This is a genomic window from Halococcus agarilyticus (assembly GCF_000334895.1).
GTDB lineage: Archaea > Halobacteriota > Halobacteria > Halobacteriales > Halococcaceae > Halococcus > Halococcus agarilyticus.
Genome location: NZ_BAFM01000007.1, coordinates 64,985 through 86,435, shown reverse-complemented (window position 1 = coordinate 86,435; position 21,451 = coordinate 64,985). Strand labels below are relative to the sequence as shown.

Below are 21,451 nucleotides of genomic sequence, written 5' to 3'. Positions count from 1 at the left end.
AGCAACCGCCGGCAAGAACGATTCCGACGGGAATCTCGACTGTGGTTTCGAACAGATCGGCGAGCGATTCGGCGTCGACGTCACAACAGTGGTTCTCTGCCATCGCGTTCGGACGAACGAGCTTCGACGGCATAAACGAGTTAATTTTTCGATATAAATGGCGTTTCCGAACGGAAACCGGATGCGGGGGTTCAGGTGTCGGCAGCACCGAGGAGGCGCATGAACGGGAAATCGTCGGAGCGTGCTGCCACCCAACCACCGGAGCACGCTGTCGAGGAATCGGCGGAATGGCAGGCCGTGTGGCACGGTCTCCACCGGGCGCTGCGTGGGAAGTGGGCCATGCACGTCCTCCGTCTGCTCTTCGAAGGGCCACGAGGATTCAACGAGATGCGCCGTGAACTCGACGGGCCGACGGCGAAGACGCTCTCGGAACGTCTGACGGAACTCCGCTGTCACGGTCTCGTCGAGCGTCGCGTCGAGGCGACGTCGCCGCCGTCGACGCGGTACGAACTCACCCCCGCCGGAAGGCAGTTCGTCGGGGTGCTTCGGGAGCTAGAGGCGGAAGTCGATCTCGTCGAGTGTGGCTGTGCGGAGGACTGTGAGGTGGCCACCGTGGATGCCGAGCGAACGGCAGCAGCCACCGAGGAGTGTTGTTGACGCTTCGGGCCGGGAGAACCGTTGCGATGAAGTATTCTGTCGACGAATCGTCACGCAGCGGCGCTTTCAGGGCTTCGGCGCGAAGTACCGCGACAGCTCGGCCCCGAACTCGTCGGCGAGGGCGGCCGTCTCGTCGCCCACGAGCACCGTGTAGTCGGCCGCGAGCGCGCGTTCGACGTCCGCGCCGAGCGCCACGTCGAACAGCGCGTCGCTTTCGAGGAACGCGCGGGGGCTGGGGAACGTTCGTTCGCGCTCGACGACGTACCGTCCCTCCTCGATGAATGGGCCGTAGCAGTCCGTATCGGCGTACTTTTCGTGGAAAGCGGTCGCGTGCTCGCGCGCGCTCACCGGGGGCCCCTCGTGGCGCTCGATCGCCGGTCGTTCGGCGACCCCGAGTTCGACGAACAACACAGCAGAATCGTCGGCGAACGCGGCCGAGCGGAGGGGGTCGAACCCGCGACGGTCGAGGGCGTCGACCACTCCCCGTCGGGAGCGTTCGAGCTGGGGGTAGAGCTGGTCGGCGACGAGATCCGGCGCGTCGAACCGCACGGCGACCGGGACCGTGCTGCGGCGGTCGATCTCGGTCCGCATCTCGTTGGCGGCGATCGCTGCGGGCGAATCGGGAACGAACGCCGACTCGCGCGGATCGGCGAGGAGATCACGGGCGTAGTGCTGGAACCTCGCGAGATTGGTTGTCGAGAGCACCGCCGCGACGTTGCGTCCCGGATCGGTGGGATCGACCACCACGAGCGGGTCGTCGAAGCTCTCACCGCCAGCGTCGCCGTGCCCTTCCGGATCGAACCGCACCGGCGGGTGCCAGTCGGCGGCCGTCTCGATCAGCGAGCGGAACCCGCCGTGTTCGAGCGTGAGGAGTTCAACGAGGTAGCCCGAGAACCCGCGGGTGCGGAGGTCGCTGCCGTAGACGCCGATCGCCGCGAGGAACGCCTTCGCGAGTCTGACGTCGGCGGCGAGCGCCGAACCGAGTCGGGAATCGAGATACTTGGTGTGGAAGGGCGTGCGATCGACCGCCGACCGGACGTCTGCCGCGCGCTCGACCCGAAAGCAGGGGACGAGATCGACCGCGAACCCGTCGAAATGGCCGGTGACGTAGGGATGTTCGGCGTACTCCTCGCGGCCGTCGGGGAGTACTTCGTGCCCGACCGCGAGGCCGTGGCGTTCGAGGTCCTCTCGGGGAAGCTCGGACGGGAACCGGACGAACAGGTCGATGTCGCGGTCGCCGGGCAGCCACGTGCCGCGAGCGGTGGAGCCGACGTGGACCACGTCGGCGTCGACTGGGCGGTCCGCGACCGCGCGCTCGGTGGCGTCGGTGAGCCGAGCGACGGCCTCGTCGAGACGGGCGCGTTTCTCGGCGTCGGGAGTGACGCGCTCTCTGACCCGTGCGAGAACCGTATCGAGGGCGTCGTCGGTCATACCGAGGCTATCCCGCCGCCGGGCGAAAACGTGTCGGTCGAAAGCGAAACGGCTATGAACGAACTCGCGTTAGGATTGAGCAGAGCCGCCGTAGCTCAGTTGGTAGAGCACCTGGTTGTTACCCAGGTTGTCCCAGGTTCGAGCCCTGGCGGCGGCGTCAGACCTTCGGTCTGACGGCCCGTGAAAACTCATCGAGTTTTCACGACGGCGTGAATTTTCTTCGAAAATTCACGGCCCGTCAGATCCCGCCGGAATCTGACGACGGCGTGAAATCCTGCGGGTTTCACGGCCAATCAGAAGTCTCTGGTTTCTGATGCCGGCGTCCTTTCGGAAGGCGAAGCCGAATCATCGAACCCGATACGTTCAAGAGTCGGAAGGCGAAACGTTCGGCTCACACGGGCCCTTAGCTCAGTGGTAAGAGCGCTCGGCTCATACTGGTATCCGAAATCGGATCGGACACAGCTCCGCTCCGATGCGACTCGTCGGATAGCATGGGACACCGAGTGGTCGTTGGTTCGAATCCGACAGGGCCCAGTCGAACCGCGCCGCGACAGCGGCGCGTGTGAGACGTCACCCGAGGATTCGAAGCAGGGAGTGGAGTGAGCGGAGTGAACGAAACGACCGTGGTTCGAATCCGACAGGGCCCATCAGTTCTGCGACAAGCGCTCGGCGAACAGTTTCGAGTTCACGGACAGCGCTCGTTCGGATCGTAACGAAAGAGACGGGATCGATTCGTGGAGCTATTCGCGCCGCCTGGCGACGAGCAGCGCGGCCGCGAGCAGCGCCACGACCGCGACGACGGGACCGAAGCCGGGACCGAACGCACCGCTGTTGCCCGAGTCGCCGGAGCCGTTCGTTTCGCCGGCGCTCGTCGCCTCGGTCGCAGCGGACGTTTCGTCGGCGGCTGTCTCCTCGGCAGTCGTCTCTTCAGCGGCCGTCGCTTCGGCCGTCGGTTCCGCGGCGGTCGTCTCGTCAGCGGTCGTTTCACCGGTCGTCATCTCGCCGGCGGTCGTGGCGTTCGTCGCTCCGTCGGTGGTCGCCACGGTCGTGTCCGTCGCGGTCGACTCGTTCGCGCCGCCGGCGTTCTCGACGGAGATCTGGGCGATGTCGACGATCCGACGGTCGCCCTCGGGGGTGAGCGGCGCGTCCTCCCCGCCGTCCGAGGAGACGTAGTCGAACTCGCCGTTGCCGTTGCTGTCGGTGTGGACGACCGCGGTCAGCGACTTCGATTCGGTGAGCGGCTCGTCGAGCTGGATCCGGATGTTGTCCGACGTGCCCGGTTGGAGCAGGTACGACGCGCCGATGATCTGGTCGGTTTCGTTGCCCGACCGGCTGCTGTCGTAGACGGCGACGAAGCTCTGCTCGGGCACGGTCGCCGACGCGACGAGGACCGTCTGGCCGCTCGAGGCCTGGTCGTCGAACGTGACGCTCGGACCGCCCTGGACCGGCGAGCCGCTACTGGTCGTCGTGTTCGTCGGCGATTCCTGGGGCTGAAGGGGGCCGATCGTGAGCGCACCCGCCGTCCCGGCGCTCGCGATCAGCAACGCCGAGAGGAGGGCAACGGTGAGTGTGCGCGTTCGCATACGAGCCACCGTACAGAGTCGTCCCACATAAAAGTAGAGATCGGGCCGCCGAACCGATAGCCACGTCCTCCCTCGCGGATCTCACTCGTTTTGGAACCGGCCCACCCGCGGGCTTATTCCGCTCGCCACCAACCACCCTCCATGAGCGGTCCCGGTCTCGATCCGACCCAGCTCGATCGGTACTCCAGACACGTCATCATGGACGAGATCGGTCCGACAGGCCAGGCCGAACTACTCGATGCGCGCGTGCTCGTGGTCGGTGCGGGCGGGCTCGGCTCGCCCGCGATCCAGTATCTCGCCGCTGCGGGCGTCGGCGAACTCGGGATCGCCGACGACGATACCGTGGAGCGATCGAACCTCCAGCGCCAGATCGTCCACGCCGACAGCGACGTCGGCCGGAAGAAAGTCGACAGCGCCGCCGACTTCGTCACCCGGCTGAACCCCGACGTCGATGTCGTGACTCACGACCTGCGCGTCAGCTCCGGCAATATCACCGAGCTCGTCGCCGACTACGACTTCGTGGTCGACGGATCGGACAACTTTCGGACCAGGTATCTCGTGAACGACGCCTGTACGCTCGCCGGCGTTCCCTTCTCTCACGGCGCGATCTATCGCTTCGAGGGGCAAGTCACGACCTTCACCGAGGGATCGCCGTGCTATCGGTGTCTGTTCCCCGAAGCACCGCCCGAGGGCACGGTCCCGGACTGTGCGACTGTCGGCGTGCTCGGCGCGCTTCCCGGGGTGGTGGGCTCGATCCAGGCGACCGAGACCGCGAAGCACCTGATCGGGGTGGGAGAAACCCTCGACGGCCGGCTGCTGGTCTACGACGCGATGGACATGAACTTCGAGGAAGTGCCGATCGCACCGAACCCCGACTGTCCGGTGTGTGGCGAGGGAGGGATCGAGTCGGTCGGTGAAGTCGAGTACACCGACTCCTGTGCGATCGCGTCGACCTGAGTCGGACTCGGTGGCCCGACGTCAGGGTTCGGCCGTGGGTTCGCTGCGGAGCGTCCGGAGCGGGCGGGCGGCCTCGTCCGGTGGTGCGTCGAACAGTTCGGGATGAACGAGCGCCGCGAGGTGTTCGAGCGAGTCGACGAGCCGGGGCCCGGGCCGGTTCATGAACTGGTGGCCGTCGAGTGCGTAGGCACGGCCCTCGCGCACCGCGGTGAGATCGTCCCAACCCTCGCGCTCGGTCAGGTCCGCGAGGTTTTCGGCGGTCTGATCGAGGTCGAACCCGCAGGGCGCGACCACGAGCACCTCGGGGTCGTCCTCGCGGATCGCGTCCCACTCGCGGGGTCGGGAGGCGTCGCCCGGTTCCGCGAGACCGAACGATCCACCGGCGAGGTCAACCATTTCAGGCACCCAGTGGCCGGCGGTCATCACGGGATCGGTCCAGTCGAGGACTGCCACGCGCGGGCGTTCGTCGGCCTCCTCGGCGGTGGCCGCGACGGCATCGACGCGCGCTTCGAGGTCGGTGACGAGTTCGTCGGCCCGTTTCTGAGTACCCGTGACGTCGCCGATCCGCTGGATGTCCGCAAAGACGTCGCCCAGACTGTGGGGATCGGTCGTCAGTACTTCGCAGTCGAGGTCGAGTTCGTCGACCGCCTCCCGGACCAGCACCGAGTCCACCGCGCAGACGTCACAGATCCCCTGTGAGACCACGAGATCGGGATCGAGCCGGTCGAGCGTGTCGAGATCGATGTCGTACACCCCGTCACCGTCCTCGGCTTCGAGAACCTGGCTGTCGATCTCGGCGCTCGACGCCTCGACGTCGACTCGTGAGCGGTTGACCGCGGGCTTTTCGGCCGCTTCGGGCGGGTAGTCACACTCGTGGGAGGTCCCGACGGGTTCGAGCCCCAGCGCGTAGACGATCTCGGTCGCCGAGGGCAGCAGCGTGACGATGCGCATGCACTTGCTACGGGCGGCAGCCCCAAAGCCGTTCAGGTGGACAGGGATTTATCCGCGGCGGGGCGAAGGCGGGTATGCAACCGACGACGTCCGGGACCTACCGCGTGCTTTCGAGTACGCGCAGGCCCGACGAACTCCTCCTGCTCGACGTCGAGAGCCAGGACCCGACTTACGTCACGACCGCAGGCTACGAGGGAGAGCTCGCCGATCGGGTGGCGGAAGTAGCGGCGGGCAACCGGATCGACGCGACGCTGTCGTGGGACGACGACGCGCCGCGGTTCGCGGAGCTTTCGATCGACAGCCGGACCACGGTCGAGTTCGTCGACGGCGCGACCGACGTCTTCGAGGTCGCGCGCGAGACGTGGAACGAGGCGCGACGCGAGGGAGCGGCGATGAACTCGCGGGTGACCCAGGACACCGACGGCGAGACCAATGGGGTGGTTTACACCTTCGCGGAGCAGGCGGGCCAGCGCGATCTCTATGGCGAGTTTCGTGATGGAGTTACCCCTCTGGAGCCGTTGATCGACCGACTGGGAGAGGGTGCGGAGCCACCCTACGGAGTGTTCGTCATCCGGCCGGCGGAGCACCCGTTCGTGCTGGTCGCGCTCGCGCTCGATCGCGACGGGCTGCTCGCGGGGACGATCCGCGATACGTACGTCGCCTGACCGGCGCTGCCGACCACGACGGTTCGTTTATCCCTCGGAGCGCACAACCCCGCCACATGCTCGACGAGGCAGACCGCGAGGATCTGGAGAACATCCGGCTGCGGCTGCGCGTTCTCAGCGGGGTGCAGAAGCTCGACGCCATCGAGAACCAGGACGAACTGACCGACCGCGAGACGGGCGAGGCCGAGGGGAAAAGCGTCGCCTACGGGAAGGCGGCCGATCACGTCGCCGCCGTACTCGACGAGGAGTACGAGCAGACCGGCGTCAACGAACTCGTCGCCGAACTCCCCGAGGAATGGAGTCTGAATCTCCTCCGGTACGCCGCCTACAGCGACCGGGCCGACGAGTAGCGGCGGCGGTGCCGTCGGGCCGGTTGCGGTCGCCAGGCGGTGCTGGCCTGGCGTCCTGCGGTCGCTCCGCGACCGCAGTGGCTCAGGAGAGCTTGCTCTCCTGGCGGATGAAGGGCGAGGTGCGACCGGAGGGAGCAGCGAGGGCTTCGGCGGTGCTGTGCGGCTGCGGAGAGCGCCAGCAGTTGTACCGTGAACGAGCGCCGAAGGCGCGAGTGAGCGGGTGTTTTTAGTCGAGGTTTTTGCGAGGAGAGGTGGCCGACCGCAGGGAGGCCACCCGACGAAGTAAAAAAGTCGTTAGTCGTCCGCGGGAGCCGCACCCGAGCTATCGTCCTGCTGGGCCTTCGTGTGCGGGAGCTTGCCGCCGTCGGCGAGGATCTCACGCTCACGGGCGGAGGCGTCGAGCTGGCCGATCGCCTCCCAGTCGTCGTTCACGCGGATCGTGAACTCGTCCTGACCGCTCCGGACGGCCTCCTCGACGTCGTCGACGATCTCGATGTCGTCGCCCTCGTCGATCTGCTCGTAGGTGTCCTCGTCGATCGTGAGGGGCAGGAGTCCGAAGTTGAACAGGTTCGCCTTGTGGATCCGGGCGAAGCTCTGGGCGAGGACGCCCTCGACGCCGAGATACATCGGACAGAGCGCCGCGTGCTCGCGCGAACTCCCCTGGCCGTAGTTCTCGCCCGCGACGAGGAACCCGCCGTCGGCGTCGAGCGCGCGCTGGGCGAAGTCGTCGTCGACCCGCGAGAGCGTGAACTCCGAGAGCTTGGGAATGTTCGACCGGTACATCAGGATGTCCTGGGTCGCCGGGATGATGTGGTCGGTCGTGATGTTGTCGTCCATCTTGAGCAGCGCCGATCCTTCGAGGTGGGCGTCGAGCGGGTCCTTCAGCGGGACGTCGCCGATGTTCGGCCCCTTCACGAGCCCGTCGTCGACGGCCTCGTCCGGTGCGATGAGGTCGGCGGTCGAGCCGTCGTAGGTGTCGGCCATCTCGAAGCCGGGATCCTCGAGGTCGCCGAGGTCGTCCGCGAGGTCGCGCGGATCGACGATTTCGCCGGCGATCGCGGAGGCGGTGGCGACCTCCGGCGAGCAGAGGTAGACCGAGTCGTCCTCGATACCCGACCGGCCCTCGAAGTTGCGGTTGAACGTTCGGAGCGAGACCGAGTCGGAGGCGGGCACGTGACCGATGCCGATGCACGCGCCACAGGTCGCCTCGGAGAAGTTGACGCCGGCGGCCATCATTTCGGCGGTCCAGCCCTCGCGCGCGAGCAGTTCGGAGGCCTGCTTCGAGCCGGGCGCGACGATCATCTCGGTGCGCTTGTCGACCTCGCGGCCTTCGAGCATCTTCGCGCCGGGGAGGATGTCCTCGTAGGCCCCGTTGGTGCACGAGCCGATGATGACCTGCTCGACGTCCTCGCCGGCGACCTCGCGCACGGGAACGACGTTGTCGGGCATCGACGGCGTGGCGATGAGCGGTTCGAGATCACCGAGATCGACCTCGATCACGTCGTCGTACTCCGCATCCTCGTCCGGTCCGATCTCGACGTGCTCGTCGCCACGGCCGAGCCGGTCGAGGAACTCCTGGGTGTGGTCGTCGGTCGGGAAGATCGAGGTCGTGGCCCCGAGCTCGGTTCCCATGTTGGTGATGGTGGTCCGTTCGGGCACCGAGAGGTTCTCGACGCCAGGCCCGGTGTATTCGAGCACCTTGCCGACGCCACCCTTGACCGAGAGCTCGCCGAGCAGGTGGAGAATGACGTCCTTCGCGGTGGCCCAGTCGGGAAGGTCGCCTTCGAGCCGGACGTTCACGACCTCGGGCATCTCGATGTAGTACTGGCCGCCGCCCATCGCGACGGCCACGTCGAGACCGCCGGAGCCGATCGCGAGCTCGCCCATCCCGCCAGGCGTCGGGGTGTGACTGTCGCTGCCGAGCATCGTCTTGCCCGGTGCGGCGAACCGTTCTTTGTGAACCTGATGGCAGATGCCGTTGCCCGGTCGGGAGAAGTGTGCGCCGAACGTGCCGGCCGCCGACCGGAGGAAGCGGTGGTCGTCGGAGTTCTTGAAGTCGAACTGGTAGGTCTGGTGGTCGCAGTACTGGGCCGCGAGTTCGGTCTGGACCTCGTCGAGGCCGAGCGCCTCGAACTGGAGCCAGACCAGCGTCCCGGTCGTGTCCTGGGTGAGCACCTGGTCGATGTCGATCCCGATCTCCTCGCCGGTTTCGAGTTCGCCCTCGACGAGGTGGTCATCGAGGATCTTCTCGGTCAGCGTTTGTCCCATAGCACCGAACACTCCGCCGGCCACCGGTATAAATCCCGTGCGTTTCGCACGAAAGACCGCCACACACCGCAAGTATTGCCATACGGAGTGACAGCGCCAGTCGTGGTCGTGGCGACGACGGTATCGCTCCGATAGCTCTTTGCTCCCCCTTGAAAAAACGGGCGTATGTTCGAGAGCGGGCAGTTCGTCGCCGAGCACGTCACGCCGGTCACGGCCGAACAGATCCAGCCGAACGGCGTCGATCTCACGCTCGAAGCGGTGTTCTCCCAGCACGAGCCGGGCCACATCGGGGTCGACGGCAAGGAGATCGGCGACCGTCACCGACGCCGCGAACACGTCACCGAGGGATCGGGAGCCGACGACACCGATTTCGGGACCGATAACGCGACCGATCCCTACTATCTCCCACCGGGCGGGTACGTCGTCCGGTACGCCGAAACCGTCCGGATCCCCGACGGCCATATCGGATTCATCCACCCGCGCTCGTCGCTCATGCGCAACTCGTGTATGCTCAACACCGCTGTCTGGGACGCGGGGTACGAGGGACGTGGCGAGGGGCTTCTCCAGGTACACCACGACGTCGAGATCGAGCGCAGCGCGCGCATCGCCCAGCTCGTGCTCGCCGAGGCTGACCACGACGGCCGATACGACGGAAGCTACCAGGGCGAGAACGTCGACTGATCGACGTCAGACCGTCGGACGGAGCGTTACTCGTCCCACGCGATGTCCTCGGTCCGGGCGGATTCGCGTAGGATGAACGGCCCGATCGAGAGGGTCCGCTTCGCGACCGTGGCGATCCGGAGGATAAAGGAGAGCAGCAGCATGAACGGGACCAGCGCGATCGTCGACGCGGCGCTCGCGACCCAGACGAGGTTCTCGATCCCGAACGTGACACCGGGAATCGACCCCGGGTTGTCGGCGTAGAGGATCCCCCCGAGGATGACGATCAGTGCCGGAACAGCGGAGTAGAGCATCGCGCGCGAGAGGTTGATGAGTTCCCACTCGAAGTACAGCGTCTTGAAGTGCTCGCGCGCCGGGCCGAAGAACTTGAGCACCTCGATGAGTCCCTCGAAGGCGTCGTCGGTTTCGTCGGTCACCGAGTCCTCGTGCTCGTTGCGGAGGCGGCGTGCCTCGTAGATCTTCCACGAGTAGTTGTAATCGAGCGCGGCGAAGAGGAGGTCGAACGTGCCGAACTGGGCGTCTTCGAGCTGGTTGCCGACCGTCTCGGCGTTCACGGTGAGGCTGTCGACGTAGTCCTCGGTGCGTTCGATGAACTGCTCGTCCCGGCTCTCCGAGACGGCCTCTTCGAGGGCGTTCGCGCGCGTCTGTGTCACGTCGACGATCGCCCGGAGGAAGCTCGACGGTTCGGGGGGGCTGATCGGAGCCTCGATCGCGGTCTCGACGTCCTCACGGAACTCCATCGCACCGGACATCCGCTCGCGCTGGTCGTCGACCGCACCGAGTTCCTGGGAGAGCACGAGCTGGTTGATGGTGACCACGAGCGTCACACCGGTGATGATGGCGGTCAGAAACCCCTGGAAGACGGTCTCGAACGGGTCGCCCGTGACGATCGCTCGCGAGAGCGGAGCGGGGTCGAGTACGCCGAGCACGACGAGCGAGACGAACACGAGACAGAGGGGGATGGCCGCGATCACGCGGCGGTCGGCGTCGAGCAACAGCCAGAGCTTCGTCCGACTCTCGCCGACCCGCTCGCGCATCGTGTCGCTCGGCTGGTCGGCGTCCGACTCGGCCATACCACCTCTCCTACCGCTGCCGGGCAAAAGGTTGTGGTTGCGGCGCGACGATCGGGATCGGCCGGGGTCGGGGAGCGCGCTTCGCTACCCGTCCTCGTCGTTCTGGAGCTCTTCGAGTTCGGCCTCGACCGCGGGATCGGCCGGTTCGTCGCTGCCGCCGTCGGTTCCACCGGCGTCGACCTCGGTGGTCGCCGACTCGACATCCTCGCTCGTCGACTCGCTCGCCGTTTCGGAGCCACCGTCCGCCCCCATCTCGGCCTGGAGAGTCTCCAGTTCGGCGTCGACCTCGCTGTCGGTGCTGAGCGATTCGAGCTCGCGGTCGATGCTGTCCTTGTCGGAGAGCGCGTCCTCGAACGCCCCCGACTCCTCGAGCTCGTCCATCGCCGCGGCACGGGCCTCCATGTCCTCGGTCCGCTCGTTCGCGCGCTCGATCGACCGACCCACGTCCTCCATCTCGTCGCCAGCGCCCGTCATCGCTTCGGACACTCTCGTGCTCGCTTCGGCGGCCTCGTAGCGTGCCTTCATCGTCTCCTTTTTCGTGCGGAACTCGTCGATCCGGCCCTGGAGGGTGTTTTTCTTCTCGACGAGCTGGTCCTGAGTGTTCTGGAGTTCGGCGATCTGACCCTCGAGGTCCTCGATCTGGGTCATCTTCTGCTTTTTCTTTTCGAGGGCCTGGCGTGCGAGGTCGTCGCGATCCTGACGGACGGCTTCGCGGGCCTGCTCGTTGTGTTTCTCGACGTTCTCCTCCAGCCGGCGCTTCTGGATCTCGAGGCGTTTCTTCTGGGTGGTGAGGTCCGCGATCCCGCCCTTCACGTCCTGGAGCTGGTCGCGGAGCTGTTCGTAGGAGTAATCGAGCTGCTCGCCCGGGTCCTCGGCGCTATCGAGGACCGCGTTCAGCCGCGACCGGATGACGTACGACGCGCGCGAGAGGATTCCCATGCCGCCCGTTGGAGTCCCGTCATCTTAAAACACCTCCTACACGAACCCCGGACGATGGACGTCGTGGTGCCCGGCGGTCGGGACGTGCGTGGAACGCTCGATCGCCCGGACGGCGCGCCGGACGAGAGCACGGACCCGGAGCTCGAACGAGTCGTCGTCGCGTGTCCGCCCCATCCCCAGGACGGCGGAACGCGCTCCGACCGGCGGCTCGTGGCCGTGAGCGACGCACTCCGGAAGCGTGGCGTCGCGTGCCTCCGGTTCGATTATGGGAACTGGGACGAGGGCCGAGGCGAGCAGTCCGACCTGAAAAACGCCGTCCAATGGGCACACGAGCACGCCGATTCGGTCGGCCTGTTCGGGTTCAGCTTCGGCGCGACGATGGCGCTGTGTGCGGCCCCCGATCTGGAGGGACTCCGAGCGGTGAGCGCGCTCGCGCCCGACCGTGGCCACGAGGGTACGGACGCGGTGGCCGCCCTCGACGGGATCGACTGTCCGGTACAGGTGCTCTATGCCGAGCGCGACACGACCGCGGACTGGAGGCCGGTGGTCGAGCGCGCCCGCGAACTCGATCTGGCGGTGACGGCACTGTCGGCGGATCACTTCTTCGTCGGGCAGGCCGAGAAGGTGGCTGCGGCGGTCGTCGGGTTCTTCGACGAGGAGTGGTGACGCTGAAAGTCTCGATGACTCGTCGGCAATCCCGCAGACATAGACTATCCGCAACGATCACGGTGGATTCGATACGCTGTTGAGCCGTCCGCGGTCGTCGCTCTCGTAGGCCGCACGCCACATTACGATGACTGCACGAGTCACGAGAGACACCTCCTCGACGCGGATGCAGGAGGGTTCGGCGGCAGCGGTCGATGTGTCCGCGGGCGATGAGCCCAGCGGCGGATGAAAATGCGCTTCGGGAGAGTGGGTGTTGGGATGGCGGTCGAACCGCCAGTTCACGCCAGCGCCATCGACGTAGTGAAACGAGTAGTTGTCCAACTCACTCCATTGGACGTCGAACCTGGCGGTGTCGGCGTCGTCGAGACCATCGGCGAGTTCGATGGAGAGTTCGGCGGGATCGATCGGGTCGTCGTAGCCGGTATCGGACACCAGGGGTTCGAGATCCATCCAGAGATTGCGGATCCGCCGGAGCGCGGGGAGGGAGATCGGACCGAACTCGCCAGTCCGGTCCGCATCCATCATGCGGTGAGCTGTTCGCTGGCCTCGTCGTAGGCGAGCGCCGCCTGTGCGACGGCGAGGTTCCGGCGAGTGGTCTTCCACGACGTGACGTCCGCCCAGCCCTCGCTATCCGCACCCGAGAGATGTCGCGCGAGTTCCTCCGGAGAGATCGCGTCGTGAGTGTCCTCGTACCCGCGGATCGTCGTTTTCATCCGTTCGATCCCGTCGAGCAACTCCTCGCGGTCGGCCCGCTCGCGGAGGTCGTGGATCCGACTCAGCAGCACCTGATCCTCGTCGCGCCTGTAGAGTGTCGTCCGGCCGTCCTGCTCGGTGGCCACAAAGCCGGTGTTCACGAGCGCGTTGCAGTGACGTCTGGCGGTGGGTTCGCTCACGAGCGCGCGCTCGGCGATGGTCGCCGCCGACGCGCCCTCACGAGTGGTCTCGACGACTTCGTACACCCGCTCGAACGGCGTCGTCTCGTCGGTCCACTGCTCGCGGACGTGCTCGTTGACGTCGTTCCATCCCTCCTGCTCGGTCATCGTTCATTCTACGACGCCGAGATGCAAGTAATTTTCCAAGGAAAATATTCTGTTCTGACTTTCGCACCTCGTGCTGTTCTTCGCGCTTTCCCAAGATCGTCATCCAGGGGTCCGAAACGATTTTGTCCCCCGCTGGCGCACCGTTGATATGCCGACAGACCCCCCAAGTCCCGACACGGGACCGAAGTTCGTTTTCGTCACCGGAGGTGTGATGAGTGGCCTCGGAAAGGGCATCACGGCCGCCAGCACCGGCCGGCTGCTCGCGAACGCCGGTTTCGACGTCACCGCCGTCAAGATCGACCCCTATCTCAACGTCGACGCCGGGACGATGAACCCCTACCAGCACGGCGAGGTCTACGTCCTGAAGGACGGCGGCGAGGTCGATCTCGATCTGGGCAACTACGAGCGCTTCCTCGACGCCGACATGACGTTCGATCAGAACATAACCACGGGAAAGCTCTACAAGAACGTCATCGAGAAGGAGCGAAGCGGCGACTACCTCGGGAAGACGGTCCAGATCATCCCACACATCACCGACGACATCAAGCGTCGCGTCCGAGAGGCCGCCGCGGGCCACGACGTCTGTCTGATCGAGGTCGGTGGCACGGTCGGCGACATCGAGGGCGGACCGTACTACGAGGCGATCCGGCAGTTCAGCCACGAGGAAGACGATGAAGACGTCCTGCTCGCCCACGTCACTTTGGTTCCGTACTCGAAAAACGGCGAGCAGAAGACCAAACCCACCCAGCACAGCGTGAAGGAGCTCCGTTCCATTGGTTTGCAGCCCGATATCGTGGTGGGCCGCTGCGAGGACGAGCTCGACCCCGAGACCAAGGAGAAGATCGCGCTGTTCTGTGACGTGCCCGAGGACGCGGTGTTCTCGAACCCAGACGTCGAGGACATCTACCACGTGCCGCTGATGGTCGAGTCCGAGGGCCTCGACGAGTACGTGATGGACGAGTTGGGGATCGCGGGGCGTGCGCTGCCCGCCGACGATCGCACGAGTCAGTGGCGCGACCTCGTGACCCGCGAGCAGTCCGGTACCGTGACGATCGCGCTCGTCGGGAAGTACGCCCTGGAGGACGCGTACCTCTCGATCCACGAGGCGCTGAAACACGCCGGGCTCGAACACGGCGTCGAAGTCGAGGTGCTCTGGGTCGACGCCGAGGAGATGGCGAACACCCACGAGCGCCGCCTGCGTGAGGCCGACGCCGTGGTCGTCCCCGGCGGGTTCGGCACCCGAGGCACCCCCGAGAAGATCGCCGCCGCACGTTACGCCCGCGAGAACGATGTCCCGTTCTTGGGGCTGTGCCTCGGTTTCCAGATGGCGGTCGTGGAGTACGCCCGAAACGTCCTGCATCTCGACGGCGCGCACTCGACGGAGATCGAAGAGGAGACTTCCCATCCCGTGATCGGTCTCCTGCCCGAGCAGTACGACATCGAGGACCTCGGCGGGACGATGCGGCTGGGCGCACACGAGACCGTGATCGAACCCGGAACGCTCGCGGCCGACCTCTACGGCGAGTCGTGCACCGAGCGCCACCGCCACCGTTACGAGGTCAATCCCGAGTACATCGACCGCCTGGAGGAGGCAGGACTCCACTTTTCGGGCCGGGCGAACAACCGGATGGAGATCCTCGAACTCGCCGACCATCCGTTCTTCTTCGGCACCCAGTTCCACCCCGAGTTCCGGTCGCGGCCCGGCCGGGCGAGCCCACCGTTCGTGGGACTGCTCGACGCTGCACTCGACGAGCGTGACCGCCACGCGATCGACGAGGTCGAGGCCTGATGGTCGACACCGAACCGTTCATCGAGGAGGCCGTCGACGAAATCGAGAACGAGGTCGGCGACGCGAACGCGGTGATCGCGCTCTCCGGTGGTGTGGACTCGTCGGTGGCGGCCGCGCTGGCCTACGAGGCGCTCGGCGACCGCCTTACACCGGTTTACGTCGACACTGGCCTGATGCGAAAGGGCGAGACCGAGCAGGTGGCGGAGACGTTCTCGTACATGGACAGTCTCCGAATCGTCGACGCCCACGAGCGGTTCCTCGACGCGCTTTCCGGTGTCACGGACCCCGAGGAGAAACGCCACATCGTCGGCGAGGGGTTCATTCGGGAGTTCGAGCGCGAGGCCCGCGATGCCGAGGCCGACTACCTCGTTCAGGGAACGATCTACCCCGACCGGATCGAGTCGGAGGGGAACATCAAGTCCCATCACAACGTCGGCGGCCTGCCCGATGTCGTGGACTTCGAGGGGATCGTCGAGCCCGTTCGGGAGCTCTACAAGGACGAGGTCCGCGAGGTCGCGCGTGCGCTCGGCCTCGACGAGCTGGTGGCCGAGCGGATGCCGTTCCCCGGCCCCGGACTCGCCGTCAGAGTCCTCGGCGAAGTCACCGAGGAGAAGCTCGAAGTCGCCCGCGAGGCGACCCACGCGGTCGAGGAGGAGCTGGAGGAGTACGACCCGTGGCAGGCGCTCGCTGCAGTGATCGGCAAGGCAACAGGAGTAAAAGGGGACAACCGGGTTCACGGCTGGGTTGTCTCAGTTCGGGCGGTCGAGTCGCGCGACGGGATGACCGCCCGTGCTCTGGAGATCGACTGGGAAACTCTCCAGCGCCTCCAGAGCCGGATCACCGGCTCGCAGGAGAACGTCGCCCGCGTGGTCTACGACGTCACCCACAAACCGCCCGCGACCATCGAGTACGAGTGATGACGGGGATAGTCCGTTGCACTCGCCACCAATGACGAAGTTTCCCGCCGAGTTCTGTCCCATGTGTGGTAGTTCACTGGGATCGAAACGGTTCGAAGGACGGGAACGACAGCACTGTGCGGACTGCGACCGGATCGTCTTTCGACAGCCCGGATCGGCCGCAAACGTCGCGGTTGTGGATGGACAGGACGTGCTCCTCGTCCAGCGGAAGCTACCGCCGCACGAAGGGTCATGGGCCCTTCCCGGCGGTGCCGTCGAGTACGACGAGCCGTTGGCGGCGGCTGCGGTGCGGGAACTTCGTGAGGAGACAGACATCGAGGTATCGCCGGATGATCTCGTACCTTTCGATACGTGGCAACACGAATGGCCGGAAGACGATGTCTACGTCGGTGCAGTCGGCTACGCCGTGTCGCGAGCAGACACGACTGGCGAACCAGACGCAGGATCGGATGCGAAAAAGGCACGATTCCGGCGACTCGAAAAACAAACCGTACGGGAGCTGCGACCCGGCGGGGAAGACAGAATGCGACGAGCAATCGTGGAGATGAACCAATGAGTGACACGAACGACAAAGTAGCAGTCCTCACCGGACCCGATCCCGAGGGACTTGGCGACGCGCTCGAAGCGCACGGCGTATCGGTAGCCCGGATCGACGGCACGGCGAACCGGCCGGCGCTGGAGGACGGCGGAATCGGTGAGGCGGACCTGTTCGTGCTGACCGACGTCGGTCACGCGACCTCGATCCCGGTCGCGCTTGATCTCGCTGCCGATCTCCGAGTGATCGTCTACGCGCGTGAATCGCTGCCCGAGTTCGCGAAAGGGCAGGCGGATCTGCTCGTCGATCCCGGGCTGCTGGACGCCGATACCGTCGCCGAGGAACTCGCTGGTTAGAACGACGCTGCGAGATCCGTTGGCGATTCGTCGCCCTCGACGCAGCGCTCTTCGTACGCCGTCATGAACTCGCGGGCGACGCCGATCGCGTCGTCGCGGCCCTCGACCCCATCACGCAGACTCTCGGTTTCGTCGCCGCCCTCGCTGATGGCGCGGACGCGCCAGTCCGCCTCGTCGGCGTCGGCGACGTTCGGCGACGTGGGCTGGACGACGAGTTCGATTCCGTCCGTGTGCTCGTAGTGGAGCGGACGCTGTGGATCGTACTGGCCGGCTTTCTCGTCGGTGTCGTCGACTCCCGTCCAGTCGCCGGGGAGGTCGTCGTCGCTGGCACTCATCGGGAGCGGGTTCGACGCCGCCGCGTAAAATCCCTCCTACCGGAGTTGGCGCGCGAGGTCCGCGAGGCGCTGGTCGCCGTCGCGGACGAACGGCACGCCGTGACCCATCCCGAGGGCGTCGAACGCTGGCGCGCGCTCGGCGAGCGATCGGACGCTCTCGCGGGCTTCGTCGGTGTCGTAGCTCACGAGCCACGGCGAGGAATCGAGCGAACCGTCGCTCTCGAAGACGAGATCGCCGAGAAAGCCCGCGGAGCGCTCCTCGCTCACGAACGCGGTGTGGCCGGGGGTGTGACCGGGCGTGTGATACGCCGTGAACGTCCCGACGGAGTCGCCGTCGTCGATCGCCGCGACCGGGAGGTCACAGCCGAGGAACGGTCCCGTGGCGCGCTGGAGCGCCCCCTTGTGGTTGCGCCACGGTGGGTTGGTCTCGCCGGTGAGCATCGCGGCGTCGGCCGCCCCCGTCCGCACGACTGCATCGAGGTCGTCGAGCCGGGAAAGCGTCCCGACGTGATCCATGTCGTAGTGAGTCAGGAGGACGCGCTCGACGTCCCTGACGGCGTGACCGGTCTCCTCGATGCCGGCCGCGATGGCTCCCGCGTCGAGCGGTGTGCCGGCGTCGACCAGCGTGAGGACGTCGTCCTCGACCAGATACGCGTTCACGCCGCGGAGACCGAACCACCAGATGCCGTCGCCGAGTCGTGTCGCCATGCCGGGGGTTCGATCCACGAGGCCAAACCTCCGGCGCTTGCGTCGGAAACCGAAGCGCGCCACCGCAGTCGGCACGAACGGGCAGATCAGTGTCGACGGACGAACGTTTAATACCCCCGCCTGTGACGGTGGAAGTTGCCGATGTCTTCTCGCACGTCAGTCCGGCTAGCGGAGCACACGTGGCCCGAGATCAAGGCGGCGCTCGACGACGGCACCACGACGGCGGTCGTGGCCGTCGGGTCGGTCGAACAGCACGGTCCCCACCTCCCGGTGATCATGGACACGCTCGCAGGCGACGAACTCGCCCGTCGGATCGCCGACCGCCTCGGCGACGCGCTCGCCGCACCCACGATCCGGCCAGGCTGTTCGGGCCATCACATGGCGTTTCCCGGCACGATCACGATCCCATCCGAGACGCTGATGAGCCTGATCAGGTCGTACTGCGAGTCGCTCGACGAGCACGGGTTCGAGCACGTCGTCTTGATACCGACTCACGGCGGCAACTTCGCGCCCGTCAACACCGTCGCGCCCGAGATCGCCAGGGAGATCGACGCGAGCGTGATCGCCATCGCGGATCTCGACGAGAACATGCGGCTGATGAACGAGGGACTCGCCGAGGCCGGCGTCGAGTACGAGGAGCCGGTGATCCACGCCGGAGCCGCCGAAACCGCGATCGTGCTCGCGGTGAACGAGGGGCTCGTCCGGACGGACGAGCTCACGGTCGGCCACGAGGGCGAGGTTTCGGCGTCACGACTGCTCAGCGAGGGGTTCGACGCGATCAGCGAGAACGGTGTGCTCGGCGATCCGCGGGAGGGGACGGCCGAAGCGGGTGAGGCGATCCTCGAACGCATCGCAACCCCGTACGCCGAGCGGATCGAGACCGAACGCGACGCCGCCCGATGAGAACTGCGGCGGTGGCGTCCGTCGGGACCGATCGTCTCAGAACGGGAGGCGCTGGCGGAGGAAGCTCGACGCGGTGCGCGAGAGCGACGGCCGCGCGATTGCGTCCATCTCCGCGTCGGTGAGTTCGAAGTCGAACACCTGGAGGTTGGCTTCGAGATGTTCGGGGCTGGTGGATTTGGGGATGGTCGAGACGTTCTCCTGCTGGACCAGCCATCGGAGCGCAACCTGAGCGGGGGTCTTGCCGTAGCGCGCGCCGACGTCACGGAGCACGTCGTCGTCGACCGCACCGCCGTGGGCCAGTGGGCTGTACGCCGTCAGCATGATATCGTTGATCTGGCAGTAGTCGAGCAGCGTGGTCTGATCCCAGAACGGATGGTACTGAACCTGATCGGCGAGGATCGGGGCGTCGGCGTGCTGACGTGCGGTGTGGAGCCGCTCGACGCCGAAGTTCGAGACGCCGATGTGCTCGACGCTACCCTCGTCGACGAGCTCGTCCATCGCGTCGAGGGTTTCCGAGAGGTCGGCGACCGGGTTCGGCTGGTGGATCAGGAGGAGGTCCACGTACTCGGTTCGGAGCTTGTCGAGACTCTCGCGGGTGGAGTCGAGGACCGAATCGCGATCGCGATTGCCGGCATCGAGCTTGGTGGTGAGGAAGACGTCCTCGCGATCCACGTCGGCGACGTCGATCGCCGCGCCGACCTCGCGCTCGTTGCCGTACGCCTGGGCGGTGTCGACCCGGCGATAGCCGCAATCGAGCGCGGTCGACACGGCGCGCCGGCAGGTCGGGCCGGTCATCCGCCACGTACCGAGCCCGATGGCCGGGACCGAGACACCCTGGATAGTGACGTGTTCCATACCGTGACGGGGAGGGGCGGGCGTAAAACGCTCCCGTCTCGTGGCCTCCGCCGGCCGTACGGGGCGAGCGCCGGCCGTCTCGTCACCCGAAACGGCTACGTCGCTCGCTCTCGTCGTCGGGGTGTGCTCGATCAGTATCCCGACCTCGCGCCCGACGACGGCGAGGTCCTGACCGCCGAACTCGTGGTGACCGACGACGTGCTGGTGAAGGCGTTCGCGCTCGGTCCCGGCGGGCGCGTCGACCCCCACGATCACGCCGACGCGACCAACGTCTTCCACGTCGTCGAGGGAACGGTCGTGGTGACGCGGGACGACGAGGAGGAGCGGGTGAGCGCGCCTGGTGTCGTCCCCAACGAGCGTGGCGCGGTCCACGGCGCGCGCAACGAGACCGACGAACGGGCGGTGCTGACCGCGAGCCTCTGTCCGCTGCCGTCGTGATCAGGTGACGCCCGAGCGATCCGTATCGAACCGCTCGTACGCTCCCGAATCGACGATCCCTCGCCAGCGCTCGATCGCGTCCCAGACCTCGGCGTAACCGGTGTACAGTGGCGACGGACACATTCTCACGACGTTCGGCGGCCGGAAGTCGACCACCACGCCACTCTCGGTCAGCGCCTGCGCGATCCGCTCGGCATCGGGGTGTTCGATCGCGACGTGGCCGCCCCGCCGTTCGGGATCGCGGGGCGTTCCGACCGAACAGTCGTCCGCCCCGTCAGTCCCGTCGCCGAGACGTTCGTCCACGAGGTCGACGAGATACGACGTCAGGGCGAGCGACTTCTCGCGGATCGCGTCGATCCCGACCTCCTCGATGAGGTCGAGCGCGCCGTCGAGCGGCGCGGCGGCGAGTACTGGGACGGTGCCGATCTGGTACGCGCCGGCGTCGGCTGCCGGCGTGAACATCGAATTCATCTCGAACTGGGTCGCCTTCTCGTGGCCCCACCAGCCGGCCAGGGCGGGCGTCGCACCGAAATGTTTCTGGTTGACGTAGAGCCCTGCGATCGCGCCCGGCCCGGCGTTGAGGTACTTGTACGAGCACCAGACCGCGAAGTCGACATCGTGGTTCGAGAGGGCGTGCGGCACGACGCCGATCGAGTGCGCGAGATCGAACCCGGCGAGCACGTCCCGCTCGTGGGCCGCTCTCGTGAGATACTCGACGTCGAGGAGCTGGCCGCTGCGATAGAGCACCGATGGCATGAACAGGATCTCGATGTTCTCGTCGTCCATCGCCCGGACGACGCGCTCCTCGTCGATCGTCCGGCCGTCGTCGCTTTCGACGACCACGAGCCCCTCGTCGGGGTCGATCCCCCGTTGGCGGAACTGCGCCCGGATCGCGTAGTGGTCCGTCGGGAAATCGAGTTCGTTCACGAGGATCTTCGCCCCGTCGTCGAGCCCGTCGAGGAACGTGCCGATCAGGGTGTGGATGTTGACGGTGGTCGAATTTGCGACCACCACCTCGGACTCGCGTGCGCCGACGAGCGGCGCGAGCCGGTCGCCGAGGCGCTCGCCGTAGCGAAACCACGGCGGGTCGGCGTCGGTCCAGCCACCGATTCCCAGCTCCCGCCACTCGTCGACGGCGTCGTCGAGCGCCCGCTCGGCGTCGGCCGACAGCGGTCCCAGCGAGTTCCCATCGAGATAGATCCCGTCGGGGACCGCGAAACGCTCCCGACACCACGAAAGCGGATCGTCGCGGTCGCGTCGCTCGGCGTACGTCCTGTCTGGTTCGAACCCCTCGTCCATGTACCCACGGTACCCGTCGAAGGTACAACGGACTATCGACGTTCGATCCGTCCCC

The 21,451-nt window shown here is 66.5% G+C and carries 24 protein-coding genes and 2 tRNA genes; 14 read left to right on the top strand and 12 right to left on the bottom strand.

Features of this window, described 5'->3' with window-relative positions:
• Positions 1–219: 219 nt before the first annotated feature.
• Entirely contained in the window at positions 220–657 is a 438-nt protein-coding gene (locus tag TX76_RS07375) for a winged helix-turn-helix transcriptional regulator (protein ID WP_049901105.1), read from the top strand.
• A 66-nt stretch (positions 658–723) separates the two neighbouring features.
• Here TX76_RS07375 and cca read toward each other — a convergent pair whose 3' ends face one another.
• The gene (gene cca / locus TX76_RS07370; protein ID WP_049901103.1) at positions 724–2,088 is read right to left on the bottom strand and encodes a CCA tRNA nucleotidyltransferase; all 1,365 of its coding nucleotides are present in this window, start codon (positions 2,086–2,088) and stop codon (positions 724–726) included.
• Positions 2,089–2,172: 84 nt separating this feature from the next.
• Between cca and TX76_RS07365 the strand changes: the two genes are divergently transcribed.
• Together TX76_RS07365 and TX76_RS07360 are read left to right on the top strand one after the other, a co-directional pair.
• Positions 2,173–2,245: transfer RNA gene (locus TX76_RS07365), tRNA-Asn, on the top strand.
• Between the two features lie 240 nt (positions 2,246–2,485).
• Positions 2,486–2,622 (top strand) — tRNA-Ile (locus TX76_RS07360).
• Positions 2,623–2,828: 206 nt separating this feature from the next.
• Here TX76_RS07360 and TX76_RS07355 read toward each other — a convergent pair.
• Positions 2,829–3,671: a DUF7282 domain-containing protein gene (locus TX76_RS07355; protein ID WP_049901101.1), complete on the bottom strand. Its 843-nt coding sequence runs from the start codon at positions 3,669–3,671 to the stop codon at positions 2,829–2,831.
• A gap of 141 nt (positions 3,672–3,812) precedes the next feature.
• Between TX76_RS07355 and ubaA the strand changes: the two genes are divergently transcribed.
• Positions 3,813–4,628: an SAMP-activating enzyme E1 gene (gene ubaA / locus TX76_RS07350; protein WP_049901099.1), complete on the top strand. Its 816-nt coding sequence runs from the start codon at positions 3,813–3,815 to the stop codon at positions 4,626–4,628.
• 21 nt (positions 4,629–4,649) lie between these two features.
• Here the strand turns inward: ubaA and TX76_RS07345 are convergent, their stop codons facing one another.
• Positions 4,650–5,579 carry a cobalamin-binding protein gene (locus TX76_RS07345; protein ID WP_049901097.1) on the bottom strand — a complete coding sequence of 310 codons (930 nt, stop codon included), beginning with the start codon at positions 5,577–5,579 and terminating at the stop codon, positions 4,650–4,652.
• A 74-nt stretch (positions 5,580–5,653) separates the two neighbouring features.
• Here TX76_RS07345 and TX76_RS07340 point away from each other — a divergent pair, with 74 nt between their 5' ends.
• Positions 5,654–6,244 (top strand): DUF6663 family protein, encoded by a 591-nt coding sequence (locus TX76_RS07340; protein ID WP_049901095.1) that lies wholly within the window; start codon positions 5,654–5,656, stop codon positions 6,242–6,244.
• Between the two features lie 56 nt (positions 6,245–6,300).
• On the top strand, positions 6,301–6,594 hold the full coding sequence (locus TX76_RS07335) for a hypothetical protein (RefSeq protein ID WP_049901091.1): 294 nt from the start codon (positions 6,301–6,303) through the stop codon (positions 6,592–6,594).
• Positions 6,595–6,888: 294 nt separating this feature from the next.
• Here TX76_RS07335 and TX76_RS07330 read toward each other — a convergent pair whose 3' ends face one another.
• The gene (locus TX76_RS07330) at positions 6,889–8,862 is read right to left on the bottom strand and encodes an aconitate hydratase (RefSeq protein WP_049901088.1); all 1,974 of its coding nucleotides are present in this window, start codon (positions 8,860–8,862) and stop codon (positions 6,889–6,891) included.
• A 165-nt stretch (positions 8,863–9,027) separates the two neighbouring features.
• Here TX76_RS07330 and TX76_RS07325 point away from each other — a divergent pair, with 165 nt between their 5' ends.
• Positions 9,028–9,543 (top strand): deoxyuridine 5'-triphosphate nucleotidohydrolase, encoded by a 516-nt coding sequence (locus tag TX76_RS07325; protein ID WP_049901085.1) that lies wholly within the window; start codon positions 9,028–9,030, stop codon positions 9,541–9,543.
• Between the two features lie 26 nt (positions 9,544–9,569).
• On the opposite strand, the gene TX76_RS07320 is transcribed toward TX76_RS07325, so the two are convergent.
• On the bottom strand, positions 9,570–10,616 hold the full coding sequence (locus TX76_RS07320; RefSeq protein WP_049901082.1) for a hypothetical protein: 1,047 nt from the start codon (positions 10,614–10,616) through the stop codon (positions 9,570–9,572).
• Positions 10,617–10,700: 84 nt separating this feature from the next.
• Positions 10,701–11,555 (bottom strand): PspA/IM30 family protein, encoded by an 855-nt coding sequence (locus TX76_RS07315; RefSeq protein ID WP_049901079.1) that lies wholly within the window; start codon positions 11,553–11,555, stop codon positions 10,701–10,703.
• Positions 11,556–11,609: 54 nt separating this feature from the next.
• On the opposite strand from TX76_RS07315, the gene TX76_RS07310 reads away from it, so the two are divergent.
• Positions 11,610–12,221, top strand: a complete 612-nt coding sequence (locus TX76_RS07310) for an alpha/beta hydrolase (protein ID WP_049901075.1) — start codon at positions 11,610–11,612, stop codon at positions 12,219–12,221.
• Between the two features lie 57 nt (positions 12,222–12,278).
• On the opposite strand, the gene TX76_RS07305 is transcribed toward TX76_RS07310, so the two are convergent.
• Positions 12,279–12,746: a hypothetical protein gene (locus TX76_RS07305; RefSeq protein WP_049901072.1), complete on the bottom strand. Its 468-nt coding sequence runs from the start codon at positions 12,744–12,746 to the stop codon at positions 12,279–12,281.
• Positions 12,743–13,261: a winged helix-turn-helix domain-containing protein gene (locus tag TX76_RS07300; RefSeq protein WP_049901068.1), complete on the bottom strand. Its 519-nt coding sequence runs from the start codon at positions 13,259–13,261 to the stop codon at positions 12,743–12,745. The genes TX76_RS07305 and TX76_RS07300 overlap by 4 nt, the downstream gene beginning before the upstream one ends.
• Before the next feature lie 148 nt (positions 13,262–13,409).
• On the opposite strand from TX76_RS07300, the gene TX76_RS07295 reads away from it, so the two are divergent.
• The 4 genes from TX76_RS07295 to TX76_RS07280 are packed head-to-tail and all read left to right on the top strand — an operon-like array spanning position 13,410 to position 16,858.
• On the top strand, positions 13,410–15,050 hold the full coding sequence (locus TX76_RS07295; protein ID WP_049901065.1) for a CTP synthase: 1,641 nt from the start codon (positions 13,410–13,412) through the stop codon (positions 15,048–15,050).
• Complete coding sequence (gene guaA / locus TX76_RS07290) at positions 15,050–15,967, top strand: glutamine-hydrolyzing GMP synthase (RefSeq protein ID WP_049901061.1); 918 nt, start codon at positions 15,050–15,052, stop codon at positions 15,965–15,967. The genes TX76_RS07295 and guaA overlap by 1 nt, the downstream gene beginning before the upstream one ends.
• A 31-nt stretch (positions 15,968–15,998) precedes the next feature.
• Positions 15,999–16,523 (top strand): NUDIX hydrolase, encoded by a 525-nt coding sequence (locus TX76_RS07285; RefSeq protein WP_049901058.1) that lies wholly within the window; start codon positions 15,999–16,001, stop codon positions 16,521–16,523.
• Complete coding sequence (locus TX76_RS07280) at positions 16,520–16,858, top strand: DUF7126 family protein (RefSeq protein ID WP_049901056.1); 339 nt, start codon at positions 16,520–16,522, stop codon at positions 16,856–16,858. The genes TX76_RS07285 and TX76_RS07280 overlap by 4 nt, the downstream gene beginning before the upstream one ends.
• Here TX76_RS07280 and TX76_RS07275 read toward each other — a convergent pair.
• On the bottom strand, positions 16,855–17,193 hold the full coding sequence (locus TX76_RS07275; RefSeq protein ID WP_049901053.1) for a hypothetical protein: 339 nt from the start codon (positions 17,191–17,193) through the stop codon (positions 16,855–16,857). The genes TX76_RS07280 and TX76_RS07275 overlap by 4 nt on opposite strands.
• Positions 17,194–17,229: 36 nt before the next feature.
• A complete protein-coding gene (locus TX76_RS07270) occupies positions 17,230–17,901 on the bottom strand; it encodes an MBL fold metallo-hydrolase (protein ID WP_049901050.1) in 672 nt (223 codons plus the stop codon).
• A 141-nt stretch (positions 17,902–18,042) separates the two neighbouring features.
• Here TX76_RS07270 and TX76_RS07265 point away from each other — a divergent pair, with 141 nt between their 5' ends.
• The gene (locus TX76_RS07265; protein WP_049901047.1) at positions 18,043–18,804 is read left to right on the top strand and encodes a creatininase family protein; all 762 of its coding nucleotides are present in this window, start codon (positions 18,043–18,045) and stop codon (positions 18,802–18,804) included.
• Positions 18,805–18,840: 36 nt separating this feature from the next.
• Here the strand turns inward: TX76_RS07265 and TX76_RS07260 are convergent, their stop codons facing one another.
• Positions 18,841–19,659 carry an aldo/keto reductase gene (locus TX76_RS07260; RefSeq protein ID WP_049901045.1) on the bottom strand — a complete coding sequence of 273 codons (819 nt, stop codon included), beginning with the start codon at positions 19,657–19,659 and terminating at the stop codon, positions 18,841–18,843.
• Positions 19,660–19,782: 123 nt separating this feature from the next.
• Here TX76_RS07260 and TX76_RS07255 point away from each other — a divergent pair, with 123 nt between their 5' ends.
• A complete protein-coding gene (locus TX76_RS07255; RefSeq protein ID WP_049901043.1) occupies positions 19,783–20,097 on the top strand; it encodes a cupin domain-containing protein in 315 nt (104 codons plus the stop codon).
• Here the strand turns inward: TX76_RS07255 and kynU are convergent, their stop codons facing one another.
• Positions 20,098–21,396, bottom strand: coding sequence for a kynureninase (gene kynU / locus TX76_RS07250; RefSeq protein ID WP_049901041.1), 1,299 nt, complete (start codon positions 21,394–21,396; stop codon positions 20,098–20,100). It lies immediately after the preceding gene.
• Positions 21,397–21,451: the final 55 nt, after the last annotated feature.

Coding starts and splice junctions, on each gene's coding strand:
- TX76_RS07375 (WP_049901105.1), top strand. CDS start 220: ATGAACGGGAAATCGTCGGAGCGTGCTGCCACCCAACCACCGGAGCAC.
- TX76_RS07305 (WP_049901072.1), bottom strand. CDS start 12,746: ATGATGGATGCGGACCGGACTGGCGAGTTCGGTCCGATCTCCCTCCCC.
- TX76_RS07275 (WP_049901053.1), bottom strand. CDS start 17,193: ATGAGTGCCAGCGACGACGACCTCCCCGGCGACTGGACGGGAGTCGAC.
- TX76_RS07330 (WP_049901088.1), bottom strand. CDS start 8,862: ATGGGACAAACGCTGACCGAGAAGATCCTCGATGACCACCTCGTCGAG.
- TX76_RS07300 (WP_049901068.1), bottom strand. CDS start 13,261: ATGACCGAGCAGGAGGGATGGAACGACGTCAACGAGCACGTCCGCGAG.
- cca (WP_049901103.1), bottom strand. CDS start 2,088: ATGACCGACGACGCCCTCGATACGGTTCTCGCACGGGTCAGAGAGCGC.
- kynU (WP_049901041.1), bottom strand. CDS start 21,396: ATGGACGAGGGGTTCGAACCAGACAGGACGTACGCCGAGCGACGCGAC.
- guaA (WP_049901061.1), top strand. CDS start 15,050: ATGGTCGACACCGAACCGTTCATCGAGGAGGCCGTCGACGAAATCGAG.
- TX76_RS07335 (WP_049901091.1), top strand. CDS start 6,301: ATGCTCGACGAGGCAGACCGCGAGGATCTGGAGAACATCCGGCTGCGG.
- TX76_RS07345 (WP_049901097.1), bottom strand. CDS start 5,579: ATGCGCATCGTCACGCTGCTGCCCTCGGCGACCGAGATCGTCTACGCG.
- TX76_RS07315 (WP_049901079.1), bottom strand. CDS start 11,555: ATGGGAATCCTCTCGCGCGCGTCGTACGTCATCCGGTCGCGGCTGAAC.
- TX76_RS07280 (WP_049901056.1), top strand. CDS start 16,520: ATGAGTGACACGAACGACAAAGTAGCAGTCCTCACCGGACCCGATCCC.
- TX76_RS07270 (WP_049901050.1), bottom strand. CDS start 17,901: ATGGCGACACGACTCGGCGACGGCATCTGGTGGTTCGGTCTCCGCGGC.
- TX76_RS07265 (WP_049901047.1), top strand. CDS start 18,043: ATGTCTTCTCGCACGTCAGTCCGGCTAGCGGAGCACACGTGGCCCGAG.
- ubaA (WP_049901099.1), top strand. CDS start 3,813: ATGAGCGGTCCCGGTCTCGATCCGACCCAGCTCGATCGGTACTCCAGA.
- TX76_RS07295 (WP_049901065.1), top strand. CDS start 13,410: ATGCCGACAGACCCCCCAAGTCCCGACACGGGACCGAAGTTCGTTTTC.
- TX76_RS07325 (WP_049901085.1), top strand. CDS start 9,028: ATGTTCGAGAGCGGGCAGTTCGTCGCCGAGCACGTCACGCCGGTCACG.
- TX76_RS07285 (WP_049901058.1), top strand. CDS start 15,999: ATGACGAAGTTTCCCGCCGAGTTCTGTCCCATGTGTGGTAGTTCACTG.
- TX76_RS07340 (WP_049901095.1), top strand. CDS start 5,654: ATGCAACCGACGACGTCCGGGACCTACCGCGTGCTTTCGAGTACGCGC.
- TX76_RS07355 (WP_049901101.1), bottom strand. CDS start 3,671: ATGCGAACGCGCACACTCACCGTTGCCCTCCTCTCGGCGTTGCTGATC.
- TX76_RS07320 (WP_049901082.1), bottom strand. CDS start 10,616: ATGGCCGAGTCGGACGCCGACCAGCCGAGCGACACGATGCGCGAGCGG.
- TX76_RS07310 (WP_049901075.1), top strand. CDS start 11,610: ATGGACGTCGTGGTGCCCGGCGGTCGGGACGTGCGTGGAACGCTCGAT.
- TX76_RS07260 (WP_049901045.1), bottom strand. CDS start 19,659: ATGGAACACGTCACTATCCAGGGTGTCTCGGTCCCGGCCATCGGGCTC.